Annotated in this window: 15 protein-coding genes; 7 read left to right on the plus strand and 8 right to left on the minus strand. The window is 69.4% G+C overall.

Going from position 1 to position 18409, the window contains the following annotated elements:
• The first annotated feature begins 127 nt into the window (after positions 1-127).
• Together AB0B14_RS29215 and AB0B14_RS29220 are read left to right on the plus strand one after the other, a co-directional pair.
• Positions 128-964, plus strand: coding sequence for an alpha/beta hydrolase (locus tag AB0B14_RS29215; RefSeq protein WP_357525315.1), 837 nt, complete (start codon positions 128-130; stop codon positions 962-964).
• Positions 957-1541, plus strand: coding sequence for a WHG domain-containing protein (locus AB0B14_RS29220; RefSeq protein WP_357073710.1), 585 nt, complete (start codon positions 957-959; stop codon positions 1539-1541). The genes AB0B14_RS29215 and AB0B14_RS29220 overlap by 8 nt, the downstream gene beginning before the upstream one ends.
• Before the next feature lie 95 nt (positions 1542-1636).
• Here AB0B14_RS29220 and AB0B14_RS29225 read toward each other — a convergent pair whose 3' ends face one another.
• A complete protein-coding gene (locus AB0B14_RS29225) occupies positions 1637-1804 on the minus strand; it encodes a hypothetical protein (protein WP_357525317.1) in 168 nt (55 codons plus the stop codon).
• A gap of 208 nt (positions 1805-2012) precedes the next feature.
• A complete protein-coding gene (locus AB0B14_RS29230; protein WP_357525319.1) occupies positions 2013-2612 on the minus strand; it encodes a TetR/AcrR family transcriptional regulator in 600 nt (199 codons plus the stop codon).
• Between the two features lie 92 nt (positions 2613-2704).
• Here AB0B14_RS29230 and AB0B14_RS29235 point away from each other — a divergent pair, with 92 nt between their 5' ends.
• Positions 2705-4159 (plus strand): DHA2 family efflux MFS transporter permease subunit, encoded by a 1455-nt coding sequence (locus AB0B14_RS29235; protein ID WP_357073704.1) that lies wholly within the window; start codon positions 2705-2707, stop codon positions 4157-4159.
• Positions 4160-4206: 47 nt separating this feature from the next.
• On the opposite strand, the gene AB0B14_RS29240 is transcribed toward AB0B14_RS29235, so the two are convergent.
• From AB0B14_RS29240 to AB0B14_RS29260, 5 genes are read right to left on the minus strand one after another with little or no spacing between them, the layout of a single operon-like run.
• Positions 4207-4515 carry a metalloregulator ArsR/SmtB family transcription factor gene (locus AB0B14_RS29240; protein WP_357073700.1) on the minus strand — a complete coding sequence of 103 codons (309 nt, stop codon included), beginning with the start codon at positions 4513-4515 and terminating at the stop codon, positions 4207-4209.
• Entirely contained in the window at positions 4512-5351 is an 840-nt protein-coding gene (locus AB0B14_RS29245) for a metal ABC transporter permease (protein WP_357525320.1), read from the minus strand. Before AB0B14_RS29245 ends, AB0B14_RS29240 begins: the two co-directional genes overlap by 4 nt.
• Positions 5335-6222 (minus strand): metal ABC transporter permease, encoded by an 888-nt coding sequence (locus AB0B14_RS29250; RefSeq protein ID WP_357525322.1) that lies wholly within the window; start codon positions 6220-6222, stop codon positions 5335-5337. The genes AB0B14_RS29245 and AB0B14_RS29250 overlap by 17 nt, the downstream gene beginning before the upstream one ends.
• Complete coding sequence (locus AB0B14_RS29255; protein WP_357525324.1) at positions 6219-6989, minus strand: metal ABC transporter ATP-binding protein; 771 nt, start codon at positions 6987-6989, stop codon at positions 6219-6221. Before AB0B14_RS29255 ends, AB0B14_RS29250 begins: the two co-directional genes overlap by 4 nt.
• A gap of 1 nt (position 6990) precedes the next feature.
• Positions 6991-7959, minus strand: coding sequence for a metal ABC transporter substrate-binding protein (locus tag AB0B14_RS29260; RefSeq protein WP_357525326.1), 969 nt, complete (start codon positions 7957-7959; stop codon positions 6991-6993).
• Between the two features lie 205 nt (positions 7960-8164).
• Here AB0B14_RS29260 and AB0B14_RS29265 point away from each other — a divergent pair, with 205 nt between their 5' ends.
• The gene (locus tag AB0B14_RS29265) at positions 8165-10273 is read left to right on the plus strand and encodes a bifunctional SulP family inorganic anion transporter/carbonic anhydrase (RefSeq protein ID WP_357073684.1); all 2109 of its coding nucleotides are present in this window, start codon (positions 8165-8167) and stop codon (positions 10271-10273) included.
• Between the two features lie 112 nt (positions 10274-10385).
• Here AB0B14_RS29265 and AB0B14_RS29270 read toward each other — a convergent pair whose 3' ends face one another.
• Positions 10386-10802, minus strand: a complete 417-nt coding sequence (locus tag AB0B14_RS29270; protein ID WP_203118058.1) for a transcriptional repressor — start codon at positions 10800-10802, stop codon at positions 10386-10388.
• A gap of 605 nt (positions 10803-11407) precedes the next feature.
• Between AB0B14_RS29270 and AB0B14_RS29275 the strand changes: the two genes are divergently transcribed.
• The 3 genes from AB0B14_RS29275 (at position 11408) to AB0B14_RS29285 (ending at position 18319) form a co-directional block, all read left to right on the plus strand.
• Entirely contained in the window at positions 11408-14719 is a 3312-nt protein-coding gene (locus AB0B14_RS29275; RefSeq protein ID WP_357525328.1) for a S8 family serine peptidase, read from the plus strand.
• Positions 14634-15080 carry a hypothetical protein gene (locus AB0B14_RS29280; protein ID WP_357525330.1) on the plus strand — a complete coding sequence of 149 codons (447 nt, stop codon included), beginning with the start codon at positions 14634-14636 and terminating at the stop codon, positions 15078-15080. The genes AB0B14_RS29275 and AB0B14_RS29280 overlap by 86 nt, the downstream gene beginning before the upstream one ends.
• A 119-nt stretch (positions 15081-15199) precedes the next feature.
• Positions 15200-18319: an immunoglobulin-like domain-containing protein gene (locus AB0B14_RS29285; protein WP_357525332.1), complete on the plus strand. Its 3120-nt coding sequence runs from the start codon at positions 15200-15202 to the stop codon at positions 18317-18319.
• The last annotated feature ends 90 nt before the right edge of the window (positions 18320-18409 follow it).

Genomic DNA, 18409 nt, shown 5'->3' on the forward strand with positions numbered 1-18409 from the left:
CGCTGTCCGTGCGCTGACACCGGCATCCAGACGAGGTGCGAGCGCCGTCGAAGAAGATCGCTTGACGCTTTTAGTTAACGCCACTAACCTGTAGCTAGCATCATTAACCAATCCTGTGGAGGTCGTCATGACCGAGTCCTTAAGCATCGCCGGTAACAACCTCGCCTACGAGGTGTCCGGGCAGGGCCCTCTCGTGGTCCTGGCGCACGGCATCGGCGACAGTCGGCACTCCTACCGTTTCCTCGCTCCGGCCCTGGCCGGCGCCGGGTACCGGGTCGCCAACGTCGACATCCGCGGCTGCGGCGACTCCAGCCTGGGCTGGGACGGCTACAGCCGCACCGACATCGCGGGTGACCTCGTCGCCCTCGTGCGCCACCTCGGCGGTCCGGCCGTGATCATCGGCCAATCGATCAGCGGCGGCGCGGCGACCATCGCGGCGGCCACCGCGCCCGATCTGATCAACGGCGTCATCGAGCTGGCGCCGTTCACCCGCGTACAACCCTTCGATCTCGGCGGGCTGATGCGGGTGAAGCGCTTCCGGACCGGTTACAGCCAGATGGCGCAGGTCCTGATCCGGGGAAGTCTGGCGAGCTGGAAGAAGTACCTCGACGCGGCGTACCCGGTCAAGCCCGCCGACTGGGACGCCGAGCTGAGGCGCATCGAGGCGAAGCTGAGCGAGCCCGGCCGGATGAAGGTCCTGCAGGCTATGTGCAAGACCAGCCCGACCGACGCCGGCGCGCAGCTGGCCAACGTCACCTGCCCGGTCCTGGTCATCGAGGGCAGCCTCGACCCCGACTGGGCCGACCCCCGCGCCGAGGGCGAGAAGATCATCGCCGACCTGCCCAGGGGCATCGGTGAGCTCGTCGTCATCGAGGGTGCCGGTCACTACGCACACGTCCAGACGCCGGATGAGGTCTTCGCGCTGGCCCGGCCCTTCCTCGACAAGACGCTGGCGAATGCCTAGGGCCCGGCTCACCGCGCAGTCGGTCACCGAGGCCGGCGCGGCCCTGATCGATGACATCGGCTTCGAGAACTTCAGCATGGGCCTGCTCGCCGAACGGCTCGGAGTCAAGACCCCCGCGCTCTACAAACACGTCACCAGCCAGGCCGATCTCGCACACCGGATAGCTGTCCTGGTCATGGCCGAGTTCGCTGACGCCATTCGCGACGCCATCCAGGGAAGGGCCGGCAGCGATGCCCTCGCCGCCGGGGCGCAGGCGATGCGGACCTACGTGCAGAAACACCCGGGCCGGTACGCGGCCGGCAATGCCGCCCGCCCGACCGGACCGGACGACCCGCTCGTCCCCGCCCTCGAACGGGTCGTCGCCTCCTGGGCGGCCATGCTGCGCGGCTACCACCTGGACTCCGTTCAGGAGATTCACGCCCTGCGGATGCTCCGCAGCACCCTGCACGGGTTCTCGACCCTGGAAGCGGCCGGCGGGTTCCAGATCGACACATCCGTCGACGACAGCTTCACCTGGATGATCAACTTTCTCGACCACGGCCTGCGTGCCGCCGCCAGCGGCACCCACGCCCGCTGACGGATCGTCGACGAACCGAACCGAACCGACCACATCGTCCCGGAGGTCCGACATCAGGCTCAACGCCGACACCCTCGACCGGTCGCTCGGGTGGATCAGCTAGGGGTGGCGACGGTGACGTTGCCGAACATCACTCCGAAGCCGCCCGCCGCCTTGCCGTCGCCGCGCCCGTTGATGCCCAGGGAGATCTTCCCGCTGGTCCGAGATCGGTCGCCGTACGGCCCGACCTCGCGTGGATCATGCGGCCTCAGCGGTGTGCTCATGCCCGCGGTCCCCTTCGCCAGTGATCCGTCCCCGATCGAACGCCGACGATACTGGTACCTGGACCGACTGACCTCCGGGTTGATGCTTGCCCGCGCCTCTCCGGTCGCGCACCGGTGAGCGGGCGGCACACGTGGGACATCCTGGTCAGCAGGACGACCACGGCACCTATGATGCCCAGTCGTTGGCACCGGGTGTCGCCGTCGGCCGCTACCCTTCGGCTCGTTCGGCCGCCTTGCGGTCAGGTTCGGACTCGCTTTCCGGATCGGGCTTGTAGATGGTCGCGGCGATCTCCGACATCCACGTTTCCGGCGCGACCGCGTCGGGCCCGATGACGCGGATCGACGCCAGCACGGTGAGCAGCATCCCGGTGGCGAGGAACTCGCGAGTCTCCTCGGCGGTCGCCCCGGTCAGGTCCCGGACCAGCTGATAGATCCGGCCGAAGCAGGCGCGTACGGCCGAGCCGATCGTCGGGTCGGCGCTGGCCGCGTACCCGTGCAGCAGCACGGCGAGCAGGTCATGCTCGGCCAGTAGTTCGTCGTAGGCGGTGGCCAGGCTCGGCAGGTCCGCCTGTCGTTCGGCCGCCCGCCGGAACGCCTGCTCGATCCGGCCGGCGGCGTGCTCGACCGTGGCAATGAACAGTCGCTGCTTGGAGCCGAACAACCGGATCACGTACGGCTGCGAGACACCGGCCAGCCGAGCCACGTCATCGGTGCTGGTGCCGGCGTAACCGGCGGCGGCGAACGCCTTGACCGCTGCGGCCACCAGTTGTTCGCCGCGCTCGCTGGCGGTCAGCCGGGTCCTGGTCATCGGCACTCCTTCAGAGGGACGTTGACATGTTATCAGTCGATAGCTACTTTCATTGAGCCTAGTTATCATCGGATAACAACAAGGAGCCTCTGATGCCCGGTGCAGACGCCGTCACCGAGAGCGCCGCCAAGCTTCCTCCCCCGCCCGACCGGCCCGACGGCCCTTCTCTGGCTGCGGTGCTCGCCGCCGTCGGCGTGCCGATGTTCATGGTCACCTTGGACAATCTCGTCGTGACGACGGCACTGCCGGTGATCAGGACGGAACTCGGCGCTTCCCTGACCGACCTGCAGTGGTTCGTCAACGCGTACACGCTGCCCTTCGCCGCGTTGCTGCTCACCGCCGCCGCGCTCGGCGATCGGATCGGCCGTCGCCGGCTCTTCCTCGCCGGCATCGGCCTGTTCACGGTGGCCTCCGCCGCCTGCGCCCTGGCCACCGAACCGTGGATGCTCATCGCCGCCCGGGCAGTCCAGGGAGCGGCCGGAGCGGCCGTGCTGCCGCTGTCGCTCACCCTGCTCGCCGCCGCCATCCCCGAGCGGCTCCGCAACGCCGCCATCGGAATCTGGAGCGGAATCAGCGGTCTCGGTGTCGCTGTCGGCCCACTGGTCGGCGGAGCGGTGGTCGAAGGGCTGGACTGGACGTGGATCTTCTGGCTCAACCTACCGGTCGGACTGCTCGCCGTCGGACTGGCCGCGATCACCCTGCGCGAATCACGTGGCCCGTCATCCCGGCTGGACCCGGCCGGCCTGGGCCTCTCCATCGTCGGCGTGCTGGCCCTGGTCTGGGGCGTGGTGCACGGCGAGGAGCACGGATGGACCTCGACCAGGGTGGTGGCGGCGCTGGTCGGAGGCACCGCGCTGATCTGCGGCTTCCTCTGGTGGGAGCGGCGCACCTCGGCCCCGATGCTGCCGCTGCGGCTCTTCCGTTCCCGCACCTTCAGCCTCGTCAACGCGGTGGCGTTCACGTTCTCGGTCGGCGTCTTCGGCTCGGTGTTTCTGCTCGCCCAGTTCTTCCAGGTGGTGCAGGGACTGAGTCCGCTGGAGGCAGGGATACGCACGATGCCGTGGACCATGGCGCCGATGGTGGTTGCCCCGCTGGCCGGGCTCCTGGTGGGCAGGCTCGGCGTCCGCAACCTGATCGTCGCCGGTCAGGGCGCCCTCGCCATCGCACTCGGCTGGCTCGCCCTGGTCAGTACGGCCGACGTCGCCTACGGCGTGCTCGCCGTGCCATTGGCGCTGGCTGGCATCGGGATGGGACTGACCTTCGCCCCGATCAGCACCGCGACCATGGCCAGTGTGCCGGAAGGCGCCCGGGGCGTCGCCTCCGGCACCAACAACTCGGTCCGCGAACTCGGCGTGGCCGTCGGAGTCGCTGCCCTCGCCTCGGTCTTCGCCGCTCGCGGCGGGTACGCCACCGGCGCGACCTTCGTGGACGGCCTGAGGCCGGCGGTCGCGGTGGGCGCGGCCGTGGTCGCCCTCGGTGCCGTACTCGCCCTCTGGCTACCGAGAACCACCCCGGTCGACATCGGAACGCCGAGCGGGGAGCGCTGATGGACAACGGTGTGCCGACACCGGCACGTGGACCTGCCGTGCGTTGGTCAGGCTGAGTGCTCGGCGTGGTGCAGCACTTCCTCGACGAGTCGCCGGGTGGCCTCCCCCTGCAGCGCGTAGGTGACCTCTCGCCCGCGACGTCTGCGCCGGATCAACCGGGCGTCCTTGAGGTACCGCAGGTGCCGGGCGATGATCGTCGAGTCCGCCGACATCGCCGCCGCCAGGGACGCGGGCGTCTGTTCGCCGTCCCGCAGCAGCACGAGAATGTGTATCCGGTGCTCGTACGCCATGGCGCGCAGCACGACCACCGCGCGGTCCAGAGCGCGCCTCGTCTCATCGAGGTGTGCGGTGCTCATGCCGTGGACGCCCGTAGGCGGGCGGTCGCCGTGTGCCCGAACCTGACCAGCCGGGACAGCACTGTCGACAGTGCCAGGATCGCGGTGGCGGTCAGGGTGATGCTCGCGCCGGCGGCGACGTCCCAGCGGCTCGACGCGTACAGGCCGCCGAGCCCGCTGAGCGCGCCGAGAGTGACGGCCAGGGCGGTGATGATGCCCAGCCGGTGCGACCACTGGCGCGCCGCCGCCGCTGGCGCGACGATGAGGGCGAGGGCGAGGATCGTGCCGATGGCCGGAACGATCGTCACGACCGCCACCTGGATGACGAGCAGCAGCACGACGTCCCAGGCACCGGTGGCGAAGCCGGCCGCCTGCGCGCCGTCCCGGTCGAAGCCGGTGTAGCGCAGCGGTCGGGCGCAGGCCAGCAGGACGCCCACGACGACGACGAGCACGACCGCGGTGGTCACGAGGTCCTGCGGGCTGACGGTGAGGATCGATCCGACGAGGAACGAGGTCAGGTCCCGGCTGAAGCCGTTCTGGGTGGCGACGAGCCCGGCGCCGAGGGCGAAGCCACCGGAGAGCAGGACGCCGGTCGCCGCGGCCGTGTGCTGGCTTCGTCGGCGGCTGAGCGCGGCGACGGCCAGCGCGACGATCGCACCCGCGACCACGCCGCCGACGAGGATGTTGACACCGATGATGGAGGCTGCCACCACCCCGGGGAACGTGGCGTGGGTCAGTGCCATGGTGAAGAAGGACAGTCGGCGGAGCACGACGTGAACGCCGACGAGTCCGGCGAGCGCGCCGGCGAGCAGTACCTCGGCCACGGCCCGGTGCAGCGCGTCATCCCACCAGTTCATGCGGCGATCTCCTTGCGTCGGAGGCGATCCGCCCGTGGTTGCGCCTGGAGCGCAGCGCGCCCAGTGGAAGCAGCAGCAGGTAGGCGAACACGAGCAGCAGGACGACGGCGGAGGCCGAGGTCAGGGAGATGCCGTAGTCGACCGATGCGGTCCAGCTGGCCAGCAGACCGCCGTATGCGGCCAGGAGGATGAGGCCGGTGCCGATCACCGCCATCAGTGACAGGCGGGTGGTGAGCATGCGGGCCGTCGCGGCCGGCACGATGAGCAACGCGACCACGAGGACGGTGCCGACGGCACGTGCCGCGGCGACGACGACGAGCGCGACGATGATGTTGAGCAACAGATCGAGCCAGGCGATCCGGAAACCGGCGGCTGCCGCTCCGACCGGGTCGAAGGTCCGGAAGATCAGGGCGCGGGCGCTGATTGCCAGCAGCCCGAGGATGACGACCGCCAGCACGGCGGTCTCCGCGAGCTGGCGCGGCGTCACCGTCAGGATGCGCCCGAAGAGAAACGACGTCAGATCCGAGGTGTACGAGGAGCGCCGCGACACGAGCACCACGCCGATCGAGAACATGGCGGTGAGCACCACGGCGGTGGAGGCATCGTCGGACAGCGCCCCGCCCCGGCTGAGCAGGGTCAGCGCCACCGCGGTCACGACGCCGGCGACCATCGCCCCGACGACGATGCCCTCAATGCCGCCGGCCAGGAACCCGATGACGACGCCGGGGAACACGGTGTGCGTCAGCGCGTCGGAGACGAACGACAGGCGGCGGGCGAAGACGAAGACACTGACCGGTCCGCAGACGAGGGCGAGCAGCGCGAGCTCGGCCAGGGCTCGCCCCATGAACGGTACGGTGAACGGCTCGATCACGGCTCCACCAGCACTGTCCGGCCGTCGGCCACCTCGATGGCGTGTCCGCCGTACGCGCGGCGCAGCGTGTCGGCGGTCAACGTCTCGTCGGGCGGGCCGACCGCCCACTGTCGGCCGTTGAGCACGCAGACCGTGTCGGCGAGTTCATGCGCGACAGTCAGGTCGTGAGTGCTCAGCACCAGGGTGGTCCCGACCGTGCTGAGTTCGCGCAGGACGGACAGGATGGCTGCCTGGCTCACCGCGTCGACGCCGTTGAACGGCTCGTCGAGCAGCAACAGCCGTGGCTCGGCGGCGATGGCGCGGGCCAGCAGCACCCGCTGGCGTTGGCCACCGGAGAGCACTCCGAAGTGTGTCCTCGCGTGATCGGCGAGGCCGAGGCGGTCGAGCGCCTCGTGCACCGCGCGACGGTCGGCGGTGCGGGTGGGGCGCCACCAGCCGATGCGTCGGTAGCGGCCCATCATGACGACCTGGGCTGCGGTCACCGGGAAGTCGGCGTCGAGGGAGTCGGTCTGCGGAACGTATCCGGTGCGGGTCCGGGCCTGGGCCGGTGTGCGCCCGAGCACGGTGGTCGTGCCGGCGAGGACCGGCACCAGGCCGAGGATCGACTTGATCAGCGTGGACTTGCCGGCGCCGTTCGGTCCGATCAGGGCCAGGCGCTGCCCGGGGACCAGGTCGAGGTTGACGTCGGTGAGCACGGGCGTGCCGTGGTAGCCGACGCTCACCTCGGCGTAGCGAAGGGCGGCGTCGGCCACCGCGACATCGCCCATGTCAGCCGCCCAGACCCGTGACGATGACCTGGGTGTTGTGCCGCTCCGCACCGAGGTAGGTGCCCTGGGGCGTGCCCTCGGCGCCGATGCTGTCGCCGTAGAGGGCGTCCGCACCGCCGATGACCTCGACGCCGGCCTGGTTCGCGATCGCCTCGGCGCTCTTGGGTGGCAGTGACGTCTCCGCGAAGATGGCCTTCGTACCGGTCGCCTTGATCTTCGCGACGAGTTCGTTGAGCTGCTTCGCGCTCAGCTCGGCGGAGGTGTCCAGGCTGGGGATGACCGAGCCGATGAACTGCAGCTTGTACCGGTCGACGTAGTAGCCGAAGGCGTCGTGGTTGGTCACGAGCTTGCGCTGATCGGCAGGGATCCGGGCGAAGGCGGCCTCGTTGTCGGCGTCGAGCTTGTCGAGTTCGGCCGTGTAGTTCTTCAGATTGCCCGCGAAGGCCGCGGCGTGCGCGGGGTCGGCCGCGGCGAGGCCCTTCTCGATGTTGGCGACCATCGTCTTGGCGTTCAGGGGGTTGTGCCAGATGTGCGGGTCGTGCTCCTCGCCCTCGTGCCCGCCCTCGCCCTCCTCGTGCCCGCCCTCGCGCAGGGTGACGCCCTGGCTGGAGTCGACGACCGTGCCCTTGAAGCCGGCCGATTCGATGGTCTGGTCGAGCCACTCCTCGAGGCCGACACCGTTCTTGACGACGACGGCGGCCTTGCCGATGGCCTGGATGTCGGCCGGCGTGGGCTCGTAGTCGTGCGGGTCCACGTTCGGCTTGATGATCTGTGTGACGGTGACATCGCCGCCACCGATGGTGCGGACGAAGTCGGCCACCTCGGGGGTGGTGGCGACCACCGCCAGCCCGGTGCCGGCCGAGGCGTTGCTACCGCCCTCGGCGGTGTCGTCACCCGAGCCACAACCGCCCAGAAGAACAAGCGCGGCGGCGGTCGCCGCGGCGATGATCGTGCGTTGTCCATGCTTCACGAAAACACTCCATTCCTGAGATGCGGAACGGTAATCGTTTTCGCTAAGTATCGTCTAATAGCGAGATGACCACACGTGCATGTGTCGCCCCCGCGCTCGGGAATTGGGCGGTCGACCCTCAGGCCACGGCCGTCGCCCGGAGCCGCACCTCCCAGGACGCCACAGGTGTAATGCCTCGTTAACTCTGCGCAGGTACATTTCCGGAATGTCCGCCCTCAAGGCATTCCGACATGATCTTTCCGCATCGATCGTGGTTTTCCTGATCGCGATCCCGTTGTCCCTGGGTATCGCTGCGGCGTCAGGGGCGCCGTTGCTGGCCGGGCTGCTCGCCGCCGTCGTGGGCGGTATCGTCGCGGGCGCACTCAGCGGAGCTCCGCTGCAGGTGAGCGGGCCGGCGGCTGGCCTCACCGTGATCGTCGCGGGCACCATCGTCGAGTTTGGCTTCGCCGGCACCGCCGCGATCGTGGCCGTCGCCGGAGGGGTGCAGATTCTGTTGGGCGTCACCCGCCTCGGCCGGGCAGCGCTCGCACTGTCACCAGCAGTTGTGCACGGCATGCTCGCCGGCATCGGGCTGGTCATCGCACTGAGCCAAGTTCACGTGGTGCTCGGCGGCGCGCCCCAGAGCTCCGCGTGGGCGAACTTGCGTGACCTACCCGGTCAGATCGCCGGTCACCACGGGGTGTCCGTCTTGCTGGGTGCGTTGACCATCGCGCTGTTGCTGATCTGGCCACGTCTGGTCAAGACGACTTTACTCCCGGCGGCACTGATCGCGGTGGTCGCCGCCACCGTTCTCGCGACGGTCCTGGGCCTCGACGTGCAGCGGGTAAATCTGCCCGCCGAGCCACTCAGTGAACTGACCACCGCCCGCTGGCCGGAGGCACCGCTGCGCGAGATCGCCGTGGCCGCTATCACCATCGCCCTGGTCGCAAGCGTGGAGTCCCTGCTCTCTGCGGTAGCCGTCGACCGGATGCACGACGGGCCACGCGCCGACCTCAACCGGGAACTTATCGCCCAGGGTGCCGCGAACGCCGTCTCGGGCACGCTGGGCGGCCTGCCGGTCACCGGCGTCATCGTCCGCAGTTCGACAAATGTCGCGGCCGGCGCCCGCACCCGAGCCTCGGCTATCCTGCACGGCGTCTGGATCGCTGTGTTCGTGCTGCTCTGCGCCGCGGTGCTGGAGATGATCCCGATAGCCGCGCTCGCCGCGGTCCTCGTGGTCGTCGGCCTGCGGCTGGTGAGCCTCGCGCAGATCCGCACTTATGCCCGGCACCGGGAGCTGCCCGTGTACCTGATCACCGCGGCCGCTGTCACCGCCACCGACCTGCTCACCGGCGTCGGCCTCGGCATGGCAGCAGCGGTGCTGTTCATGCTGTGGCGCCTCGCCCGCTGCGAGATCCGGACCACGCAACCGGCACCCGACACGTGGCTCGTGTCGATCTCCGGAACCCTGGCGTTCATCGCCTCCGGGCGGCTCACCCGCCGACTCGCCGCGCTACCCGCCGCCCAGCGGGTGGAAGTCGAACTGCATCTGGACTATCTCGACCACGGCGCCTACGAAACCCTCCGCGACTGGCAGCAGTCCTACATTCGAACCGGCGGTGACGTCCACATCAGCGAGGTGCACGACTCCTGGTTCCACCGCGCCGCCTCCGACCGACTCGGCGCCGGCAAGAGCACCCCGCGCTTCCTCGGCTCCTGGTCGAGGTGGCAGGGTGCCGACCGCGACCGCCAAGGCGCCATGGCAGCCGGCATCCGCGAATTCGAACGCAGCGTCGCGCCGCTTGTCCGACCCGAACTCGCCGAACTCACCCACAACGGCCACGCACCCGACCAACTGTTCATCACCTGCGCCGACTCACGCCTGGTACCCAACCTCATCACCGCCAGCGGCCCGGGCGACCTGTTCTGCGTGCGCAACGTCGGCAACATCGTGCCCGCCAACGACGCCCCCGACACCTCGGTCGCCGCCGCGATCGACTACGCGGTCACCGTCCTCGGCGTCACCACCATCACCGTCTGCGGGCACTCCGGCTGCAGCGCGGTACGAGCCCTGATGAGCGGCACGACTGACACCGACTCGGCACTGGGCCGCTGGCTCGCCCAGTCCGGTGCGCACTTCGCCGACCCGACCGACGAACAAGCCTGCTGCACCGCCAACATCACCCAGCAACTAGCGAACCTGCGCACCCACCCCACCGTCAACGCCGCCGTCGCCGCCGGCCGCCTCACCCTGACCGGCATGTACTTCGACATCGCCCAAGCCCGTATGTACGCCGTCGACTCCAACCGCCACCACCACCCCATCTCCACCTGAGCCAGGTACTACCCGACCGGCCCACCCAGTTGAGGCGTGGCGCTGAGGCGAACCAGAGCCGCGTTCTTCCGGGCTTCCCGCCCTGGTTTCGACGCAACGATCCGTCGATCGCTCAGCGGACGCACTCGGCGCAGGTGCCGAAAATCTCCAAGGTGTGGCCGACGTCCACGAACCCGTGCTGGGCGGCAACCTGGTCGGCCCACCGCTCCACGGCCGGACCGGCCACCTCGACGGTGCGCCCACAGTCTCGGCAGACCAGGTGGTGATGGTGTTTGCTCTGGCTGCACCGGCGGAAGAGTTGTTCGCCGCCCGGCAGCCGAGTCGAATCGATCTCACCAGCATCCACCAACAGCTGCAACGTTCGGTAGACGGTGGTCAGGCCGACTCCCGCCTTACGCGCCAGCAGCATCTGGTGCAGTTGCTGCGCCGAGTGGAAGCCCTCCACCTCGCGCAGCAGCGCCAGCACCTCTGCCCGCTGTCGGGTGTTCCGGGTCACATTCGGCATCGCCTGGTTCACCGTGGCCGCCATCCTCCCGTGATGTCGGGCGCCGCCGGCCTGCCGCTTCCGACACGTCGCCTCGCTGCCCGTCGGACCATTATGCGTCGTTGTGCATGAGCGTCGCCCAGCCATCTCCCGACCCCGCCTCCGGTGCCATCGCGGGGTAGTGCAGATGGATTCTCCGCAGGTCGAGCGTCGGGCGCACGGTAACGGAAACCGAAACGAGTGCCGATAGGGCGGCGGGGGCGACAGTGCGGCAGCACCGAGGGCCGTGGTCTCTGCCGTCGAACTGCTGGCGGAGCTTGTCTGCGGAGGCCTGGCCGGTGATCCGGGCCGGTCGACGTCATCCGCGCCGCTCGCCCGACATGAGGTCCGCCTGCTCGTGAGCTGCCACCTGCCGAGCGACGAACCCGCCGCCCGACTGCTGCGGCGCGGCGCTGGCCGATTTCGGTCAGGGGACCGTCCTTCGAGGTCATGGCGGCCGATCTCATCCTCGTCGGGGAGGGCGCACGCTGCCGATGTCACGGAGAGATCACAACGTCGAACCATCTATCGACATCGACTACCAACACCACGAAGGATCGCTCACGCGTGCCCTGTCATCTCAGGGCCCTGTTCTCTGGAGGAAAGAGAACGTGAGTAGACCCCGCAACCTGAGCAGGCGTACCTCCGCCGCGCTCTTCGCATCGGTTCTGGCGGCCGGTGCCATGACCGTGACGAGTGGCGCCGCCACCGCGACCGCCGCTCCCTCCACCCCCGACACTCCGGCGGCCACCCCCGCCGAGGCGTTGGGCTCGCACGACGCCAAGCTGCTCGCGCAGGCCGAGGCGAAGCACGCGCCGACGGTGACCCTGATCGTCGCCGCCGAGAAGGGCCGGAGCAAGGCTGTCGTCGACGGCGTCGAGGCCCTCGGTGGCGCGGTCAACCGGCGCTTCGACCAGATCGGCTACGTCCTGGCCACCGTGCCCACCAGCAAGGTGCTCAAGGCCGCCGGGCTGCCGGGCGTCGCCGCGATCGACCTGGACGAGGTCATCCAACTGCCGGACCCGACCGCCGGTGCGGCGGCCTCCGGTGCGAAGGCCGCCGCGCAGGGCGCGACGCTCAGCGGTCCCGGCGCGGGCACCGGCGCGGTGAACCCGTACATGCCGACCAACGAGACCGGCGCGGAGTCCTTCAAAACGGCTCATCCGCAATGGGACGGCCGTGGGGTGACCATCGGCATCATGGACTCCGGCATCGACCTGGACCAGCCGGCGCTGCAGAAGACCACGACCGGTGAGCGGAAGATCGTCGACTGGGTCACCGCCACCGACCCCGTGACCGAGAACGACGGCACCTGGCGGCGCATGGTCACCGAGGTGACCGGGCCCTCGTTCAGCGCGGGCGGCGCGACATGGACCGCACCGGCGGGTGCCTACACGTTCAACCTGTTCCGTGAGTCGATCACCGCCGCCAGCGACCCGGCGGGTGACGTCAACCGCGACGGGGACACCACCGACGCGTGGGGCGTGCTCTACAACCCGCAGACCCACGACATCTGGGTCGACGTCGACCAGGACAACAGCTTCACCGACGAGACGCTGATGCGCCCGTACCGGGAGCGCTTCGACGTCGGGCACTTCGGCACCGACAACCCCGCCACCGCCGTACGGGACCAGATGCCCTTCGTGGTCGAGTACCGCGAGGACGTCGACATCAACCCGGGCGACGGCAAGCCCGGCCCGTACGCCGACTACGTCAACATCGGCATCATCGAGGCCACCCACGGCACCCACGTCGCCGGCATCACCGCCGCCAACGACATGCTCGGCAACACCGCCTTCGACGGCGCCGCCCCCGGCGCCAAGCTCGTCTCCGCCCGGGCCTGCTCCTGGGGTGGCGGCTGCACCGCCGCGGCGCTGACCACCGGCATGGCCGACCTGGTCATCAACCGACACGTCGACGTGGTCAACATGTCCATCGGCGGCCTGCCGACGCTCAACGACGGCGCCAACGCCCGCGCGCAGCTCTACAACGACCTGATCACCACCTACGGCGTACAGATGTTCATCTCCGCCGGCAACTCCGGGCCGGGCCTGAACACCGTCGGCGACCCCTCGGTCGCCGAGAACGTCGTCAGCGTCGCCGCGAACATCAGCAAGGACACCTGGCTGGCCAACTACGGCTCGGTGGTCACGAAGAAGAACGCGCTGTTCAACTTCTCCTCCCGGGGACCGCGCGAGGATGGCGGCTTCAAGCCGAACATCACCGCCCCCGGATCGGCGATCTCCACCGCGCCGACCTGGCAGCCGGGCATCCCCGTTGCCGAGGCCGGCTACGCGCTGCCGCCGGGCTACCAGATGCTCAACGGCACGTCGATGGCCTCCCCCCAGGCCGCCGGCGCCGCCGCCCTGTTGCTCTCCGCCGCCAAGGCCACCGACAAGGGCGTCACCCCGGCCGCGCTGCGCCGGGCCATCTACACCTCCGCCAAGCCCATCACGGACGTGGCGACGTACGCGCAGGGTTACGGCATGTTCAACGTTCCCGGCGCGTGGAAGCTGCTCGCCAAGGGCGTCGAGACCCGCTCGTACGTCTCCGACGCCCCGGTCTGCACGGAGCTGTCGGAGAACCTCACCCGCTACGACCGCGACCTGAGCCGGTTCGTCCCCAACCCCAACCGCGGCGCCGGCGTCTACAACCGCTGCACCCCGGCCGAGGGTGAGCACAAGGTCGGCCAGAGCCGCACCTACCCGGTCAAGGTCACCCGTACCAGCGGCCCGGCCGGAACCATCAGCCACAAGCTGGCCCTGCGCGGCAACGACGGCACCTTCACCGCACCCAGGACGGTCGCGCTCCCGCTGAACAAGACCGTCACGATCCCGGTCACCGCCAAGCCGTCAACCACCGGCGCGCACGGCACGATCCTGACCGTGGACGACCCGAAGACCTCGGTGCTCGACTTCGAGGTCTCCGCCGTCGTGGTGGCCGCCACCACCGTCACCAGGCCCGGCTACTCGTTCTCCGCCGAGGGCTCGGTCGCGCGCAACAGTTTCACCTCGTACTTCATCACCGTGCCGGCCGGCGCCGGGGCGCTACAGGTGAACCTGTCCGGCATCGCCACCGGATCGCAGACCCGGTTCATCGCCATCAACCCCTACGGCGTGCCGGTGGAGAGCACGGCCAGCACCGCCTGCTACACCAACTACTCCGACGCCGCCGCCTGCAAGCCGCAGGAGCGCGACTACCAGAACCCGATCGCCGGGGTCTGGGAGATCGAGGTGGAGGCACGGCGGACCTCCCCGGCGTTGCACAACCCGTTCCAGTTGCAGGCCCGGGTGCAGGGCGTACAGGTCGAGCCGGCCGTGCTCGAACTGCCGGCGCTCACCGCCGGCCAGCCGACCCCGGCGACGTGGACGCTGACCAACACCTTCGGCCCGGTCGCGGTGACCGGCCAGGGCGGTCCGCTGTCCAGCGTGCACGCCGAGCGGCCGACCATCGCCGAGGGCGCCCAGCAGGAGTACCTGGTGGACGTTCCGGCCGGCGCCAGCAGGTTCACGGTCCGGATCGGCAACACCGCCAACCTGGGCGCCGACCTGGACCTGACGGTGTTCCGCGGCGACGCGCAGGTCGGCCTGTCCGCAGACGGTGACTCCGAGGAAGCGGTCACCATCGCCAACCCGCCGGCAGGCACCTACCGGGTCGTCGTCGACGGGTACGCCGTCGACGGACCGAACACCAGCACCGCCTACGACTACCGGGACTCGTTCTCGGCGTCGTCGCTGGGCACGCTGGACACCCCGCCGGCCCCGCTCGCCCTGGCCAACGGTGCCACCGCCACCCTCACCGGGACGGTGACCGCCCAGTCCGCCCCGAGCGCCGGGCGTGAGCTGTACGGCGAACTGGCCGTCGTCACCAACGACGGCGCGGTCGTCGGACGCGGCGCCGTCTCCATCGGCACCGTCAGCTGATCCATCCGCACCGCGTGGGAGCCCACCCCGATCTCCTGGGCTGGGCTCCCACGCACCGCGACCCGGGGCTGACAGTCGATCGGCAACCGGCGGGTCCATCACCGGCTTCATCACCCCGGGACCCGACGGACAACCGATCCTCGCCCGCATGATCCTGTCCTGCTGCGCCGCCGACGGCCGACCCGTCAAACTCGGCATGGCCGGCAACGCGCCCACCGGCCTGGCCAACGACACCTGGATCCAGGTCACCGGCCGCTACACCGACCGCGTCACCCGCGACTCCGTCAACGACGAAGAGATCCCCCACATCGACGTCGAATCCTGGCGACAGGTGACCGCCCCCAAGGACCCGTACGAGTAGTCCTCCGCGCCCGGGAGCGACGCCGGGGCGAGTACGGCCGCCGGAGCGCGCCGCAGACACCGCGGGCTCCGGCGAGAAGTACGCCTGTCTTCCGACCGACGCGCCGAGAGCGCGCACCATTGCCCGCCGACAGCCCCTGGTTGCGGAACTCCGTGGCCCTCGGGCCGAAACGCACTGCGTTGACCTGCCAGCACACCGTAGTTAGCGTTGTCAGTTCCGTCCACCTTAGAGAGAAACCCGCCCCGACCAAGGAGGATCAGTTGAGACTGCGACAGCGAAGGCCACGTCTCGGGCTGAGTCGCAAAGGTAGAGGTGTCGCGGTCCTGGCACTGGGTGCGCTTCTCTCGGTCTCGTTCGCGGCGACGCCCTCGCACGCTGCCGAGGAGCAGCTCGACGAGGGTCTGGTGCACCACTTCGCCCTCGACGAGACCAGTGGGACGACGTTGGTCAACTCGGGTAGCGCGGGCGCGGCGGCGAACGCCACGCTCGTGAATCCCGAGAAGGCGGCCTTGACCGGCAAAGGAGTCAGGTTCAACCCCGACTCCTACGAGAGCGCCCTCGACGGCGCGTACGTGGCGCTGCCGAACGACATTACCGCCGGCATGTCCAACCTCACCGTCGACTACGACGTGTGGGTCGACCCGGCGAACGTCGGCGAGCACCAGATGTGGGGCTTCGGCCGCAAGTCCGGCTCGTGCGACGTCGACACCGGCGCCGAGGGCTCCATCTTCGCGTCGAACACGCAGCGGTTCCGCGTCGCGGTGGGCCCGACGAACCTCCAACAGAACCGGGTCCGCATGCTCGAGGGAGCGTGGACCCATGTCACCTACACCCAGTCGCTGAACTCGAACGGCACGAGCTGGACCGGCCGGCTCTACCTCGACGGCGTACTGCACGCGACGTCGACCGACCTGACCACGGCGCCGTCGGTGAACGCTGCGGGGACCAACTGCAACTTCCTCGGTCGCTCGCAGACGTCGGGCCACTACTCGTTCCGCGGAACGATCCGGGACTTCCGCGTGTACGACCGGGCAGTGCGTCTCGACGAGACACTCCTCCTGGCCGAGAAGACCGTCTCCGCTGGGGTTCGCGCCGACGCCGCAGCCATCGACCTCGGCCTGACCAGCGCGGTCGTACACGATGTCGTTCTGCCCAAGGTGGGCTCCGTGGCGGGCTCGACCATCACCTGGACGAGTTCGGACCCGTCGGTCGTCGAGGTCAACACCCCGCCAGCTCTCGCCAGCGCACGCAAGGTTGCGGTGACCGGCAGCATCACCCGGCCCGCGCAGGGACAACCCGACGCGACGGCCACGCTCACGGCGACTGTCCGCAAGGGCGCCCAGGAGGTCACCACCCGGGAGATCCCCGTCGTGGTGAAGGCCGAGTTCGACGACGCCCAGGCGGTCGACCGGGACGCCTTCGACCTGACCGTGGCCGCCACCGACGAGGTACGCGGAAACCTCGACCTCGCTGCCAAGGGCGAGTTCGGATCCACGATCACCTGGAAGTCGACCACCCGCCTCGTCACCCCGACGGGCGCGGTCAGCCGCCCGGCCTTCGGCCAGGAGGATGTTGCCGCCACCCTGACGGCGACCATCACCAAGGGTAGGGCCGCGCAGAGGAAGTCGTTCCCGGTGACCATCGCCGCCATGCCACGCTCCGAGGAGTACGAGCGGTACTTCATGGGGTACTTCAAGGGCGAGGGTATTGCCGACGGCGAGCAGATCATGTTCGCCACGTCCAACGGAAACACCGCTCTGGACTGGACCGGTCTGACCGGAGGTCGCCCGTCACTCATCTCCCAGCTGGGCGACCAGGGGCTTCGTGACCCGCACATCGTCCGCTCCCCCGACGGCGACACCTTCTATATGATCGCCACCGACCTGAACTGGTACGACCAGGGTGGATACGCCATCAACGACACCCAGCACATCGAGGTGTTCGAGTCGCACGATCTGGTGAACTGGACCCCTCAGCGGCACGTGAAGGTCGCGCCGGACAACGCGGGCAACGCCTTCGCACCCGAGTCGCTGTGGGTCGAGGAGATCGGCGCCTACGTCGTGTTCTGGGCGCAGTCGCTGTGGAGCGACCCCGTGAACCGCACAGGTCAGGGAAACGCGCAGATGTGGTATGCCACGACGCGAGACTTCCAGACGTTCTCGGCTCCCCGGGTCTGGCAGGATCCGGCCCCGCTGTCGCGGATCGACACGACCGCGATCCGGGTCGGTGACCACTACTACCGGGTGACCAAGAACGAGGCGGGCAACCAGGGCTCGGACATCTTCTCGGAGAAGCACACCGACTTCCTGGACAGCAACATCAACAACTGGACACTGGTCGCGCCGGCTCTGGGGCGCACGACCTGGGTCGCCAACCAGGGGTACGAGGGACCGGTCATCTTCAAGGCCAACCCCGGTGACACCTCCTGCCCCGGCCAGTTCTACCTCTGGGGTGACCGGTACACGAACGGTGGCGGATACCAGGCCGCGTGTCACGAGAACATCGAGGCCCCGACCTGGAGCGCCAAGGCGATCACGATGACCAACGCGGGTGTCGTCCGTCCGCGTCACGGCACCGTGATCCCGCTGACCGTTCGCGAGTGGAACGATATCCGCGGAATCCCGAACAGCGACGTCACGACCACCACCGAGGTGGCGGTCGAGCCGTACGCGAGCGGCGCGCAGACGACCACGGCCACCGTGACAGTCGCGGCGGCTGACGGGTTCGAGACCGGCGGTCAGGTGCGGCTCAGCATCGGCTCGTGGTCGAAGCTCGCCCGCCTGAGCGACGGCGCAGCCACGGTCACGCTGCCGACAGGCCTGCCGGCGGGTGCCCGGACGGTCAAGGCTGAGTACCTCGGCTTCGACTACCTGAAGGCGTCGGTGGGTACGGCGTCGTTCGGGGTGCCCTCCGGCCCGGCCGCCGTCAGGGTTCAGGCGAAAGCCGCGCCGGCATCTGTCGTCCGCGGGGGCACGTTCAGATTGAACGTGACTGTTGGGCCGGTGGGCGGGCGCAAGCACCACGCTCCGACCCCGACCGGCGAGGTCACCGTCACCTTCGGCGGCGCCGCGCACGTCGTGCCACTGGCGGACGGTAAGGCCGTCGTCGAACTGCCGACCGCCGATCTGCAGCCCGGGGAGTACCGGGTCCACGTTGCCTACTCCGGTAACCCGACCTACCAGCCCCACGCCGCCAATTACCAGAAGTTGACGGTGCGGAAGCCACACAGGCAGCCCTAGGGCCTGTTTCACCAGGGCGGTCGAGCCGAGGCGGAGTCCGGGCGGCGATCCGGCAAGGCGCGGTTTCGTCCGGATACCGGTGTCGTATCC

It is taken from the genome of Micromonospora sp. NPDC049171 (genome assembly GCF_040648275.1).
Classification (GTDB): domain Bacteria; phylum Actinomycetota; class Actinomycetes; order Mycobacteriales; family Micromonosporaceae; genus Micromonospora.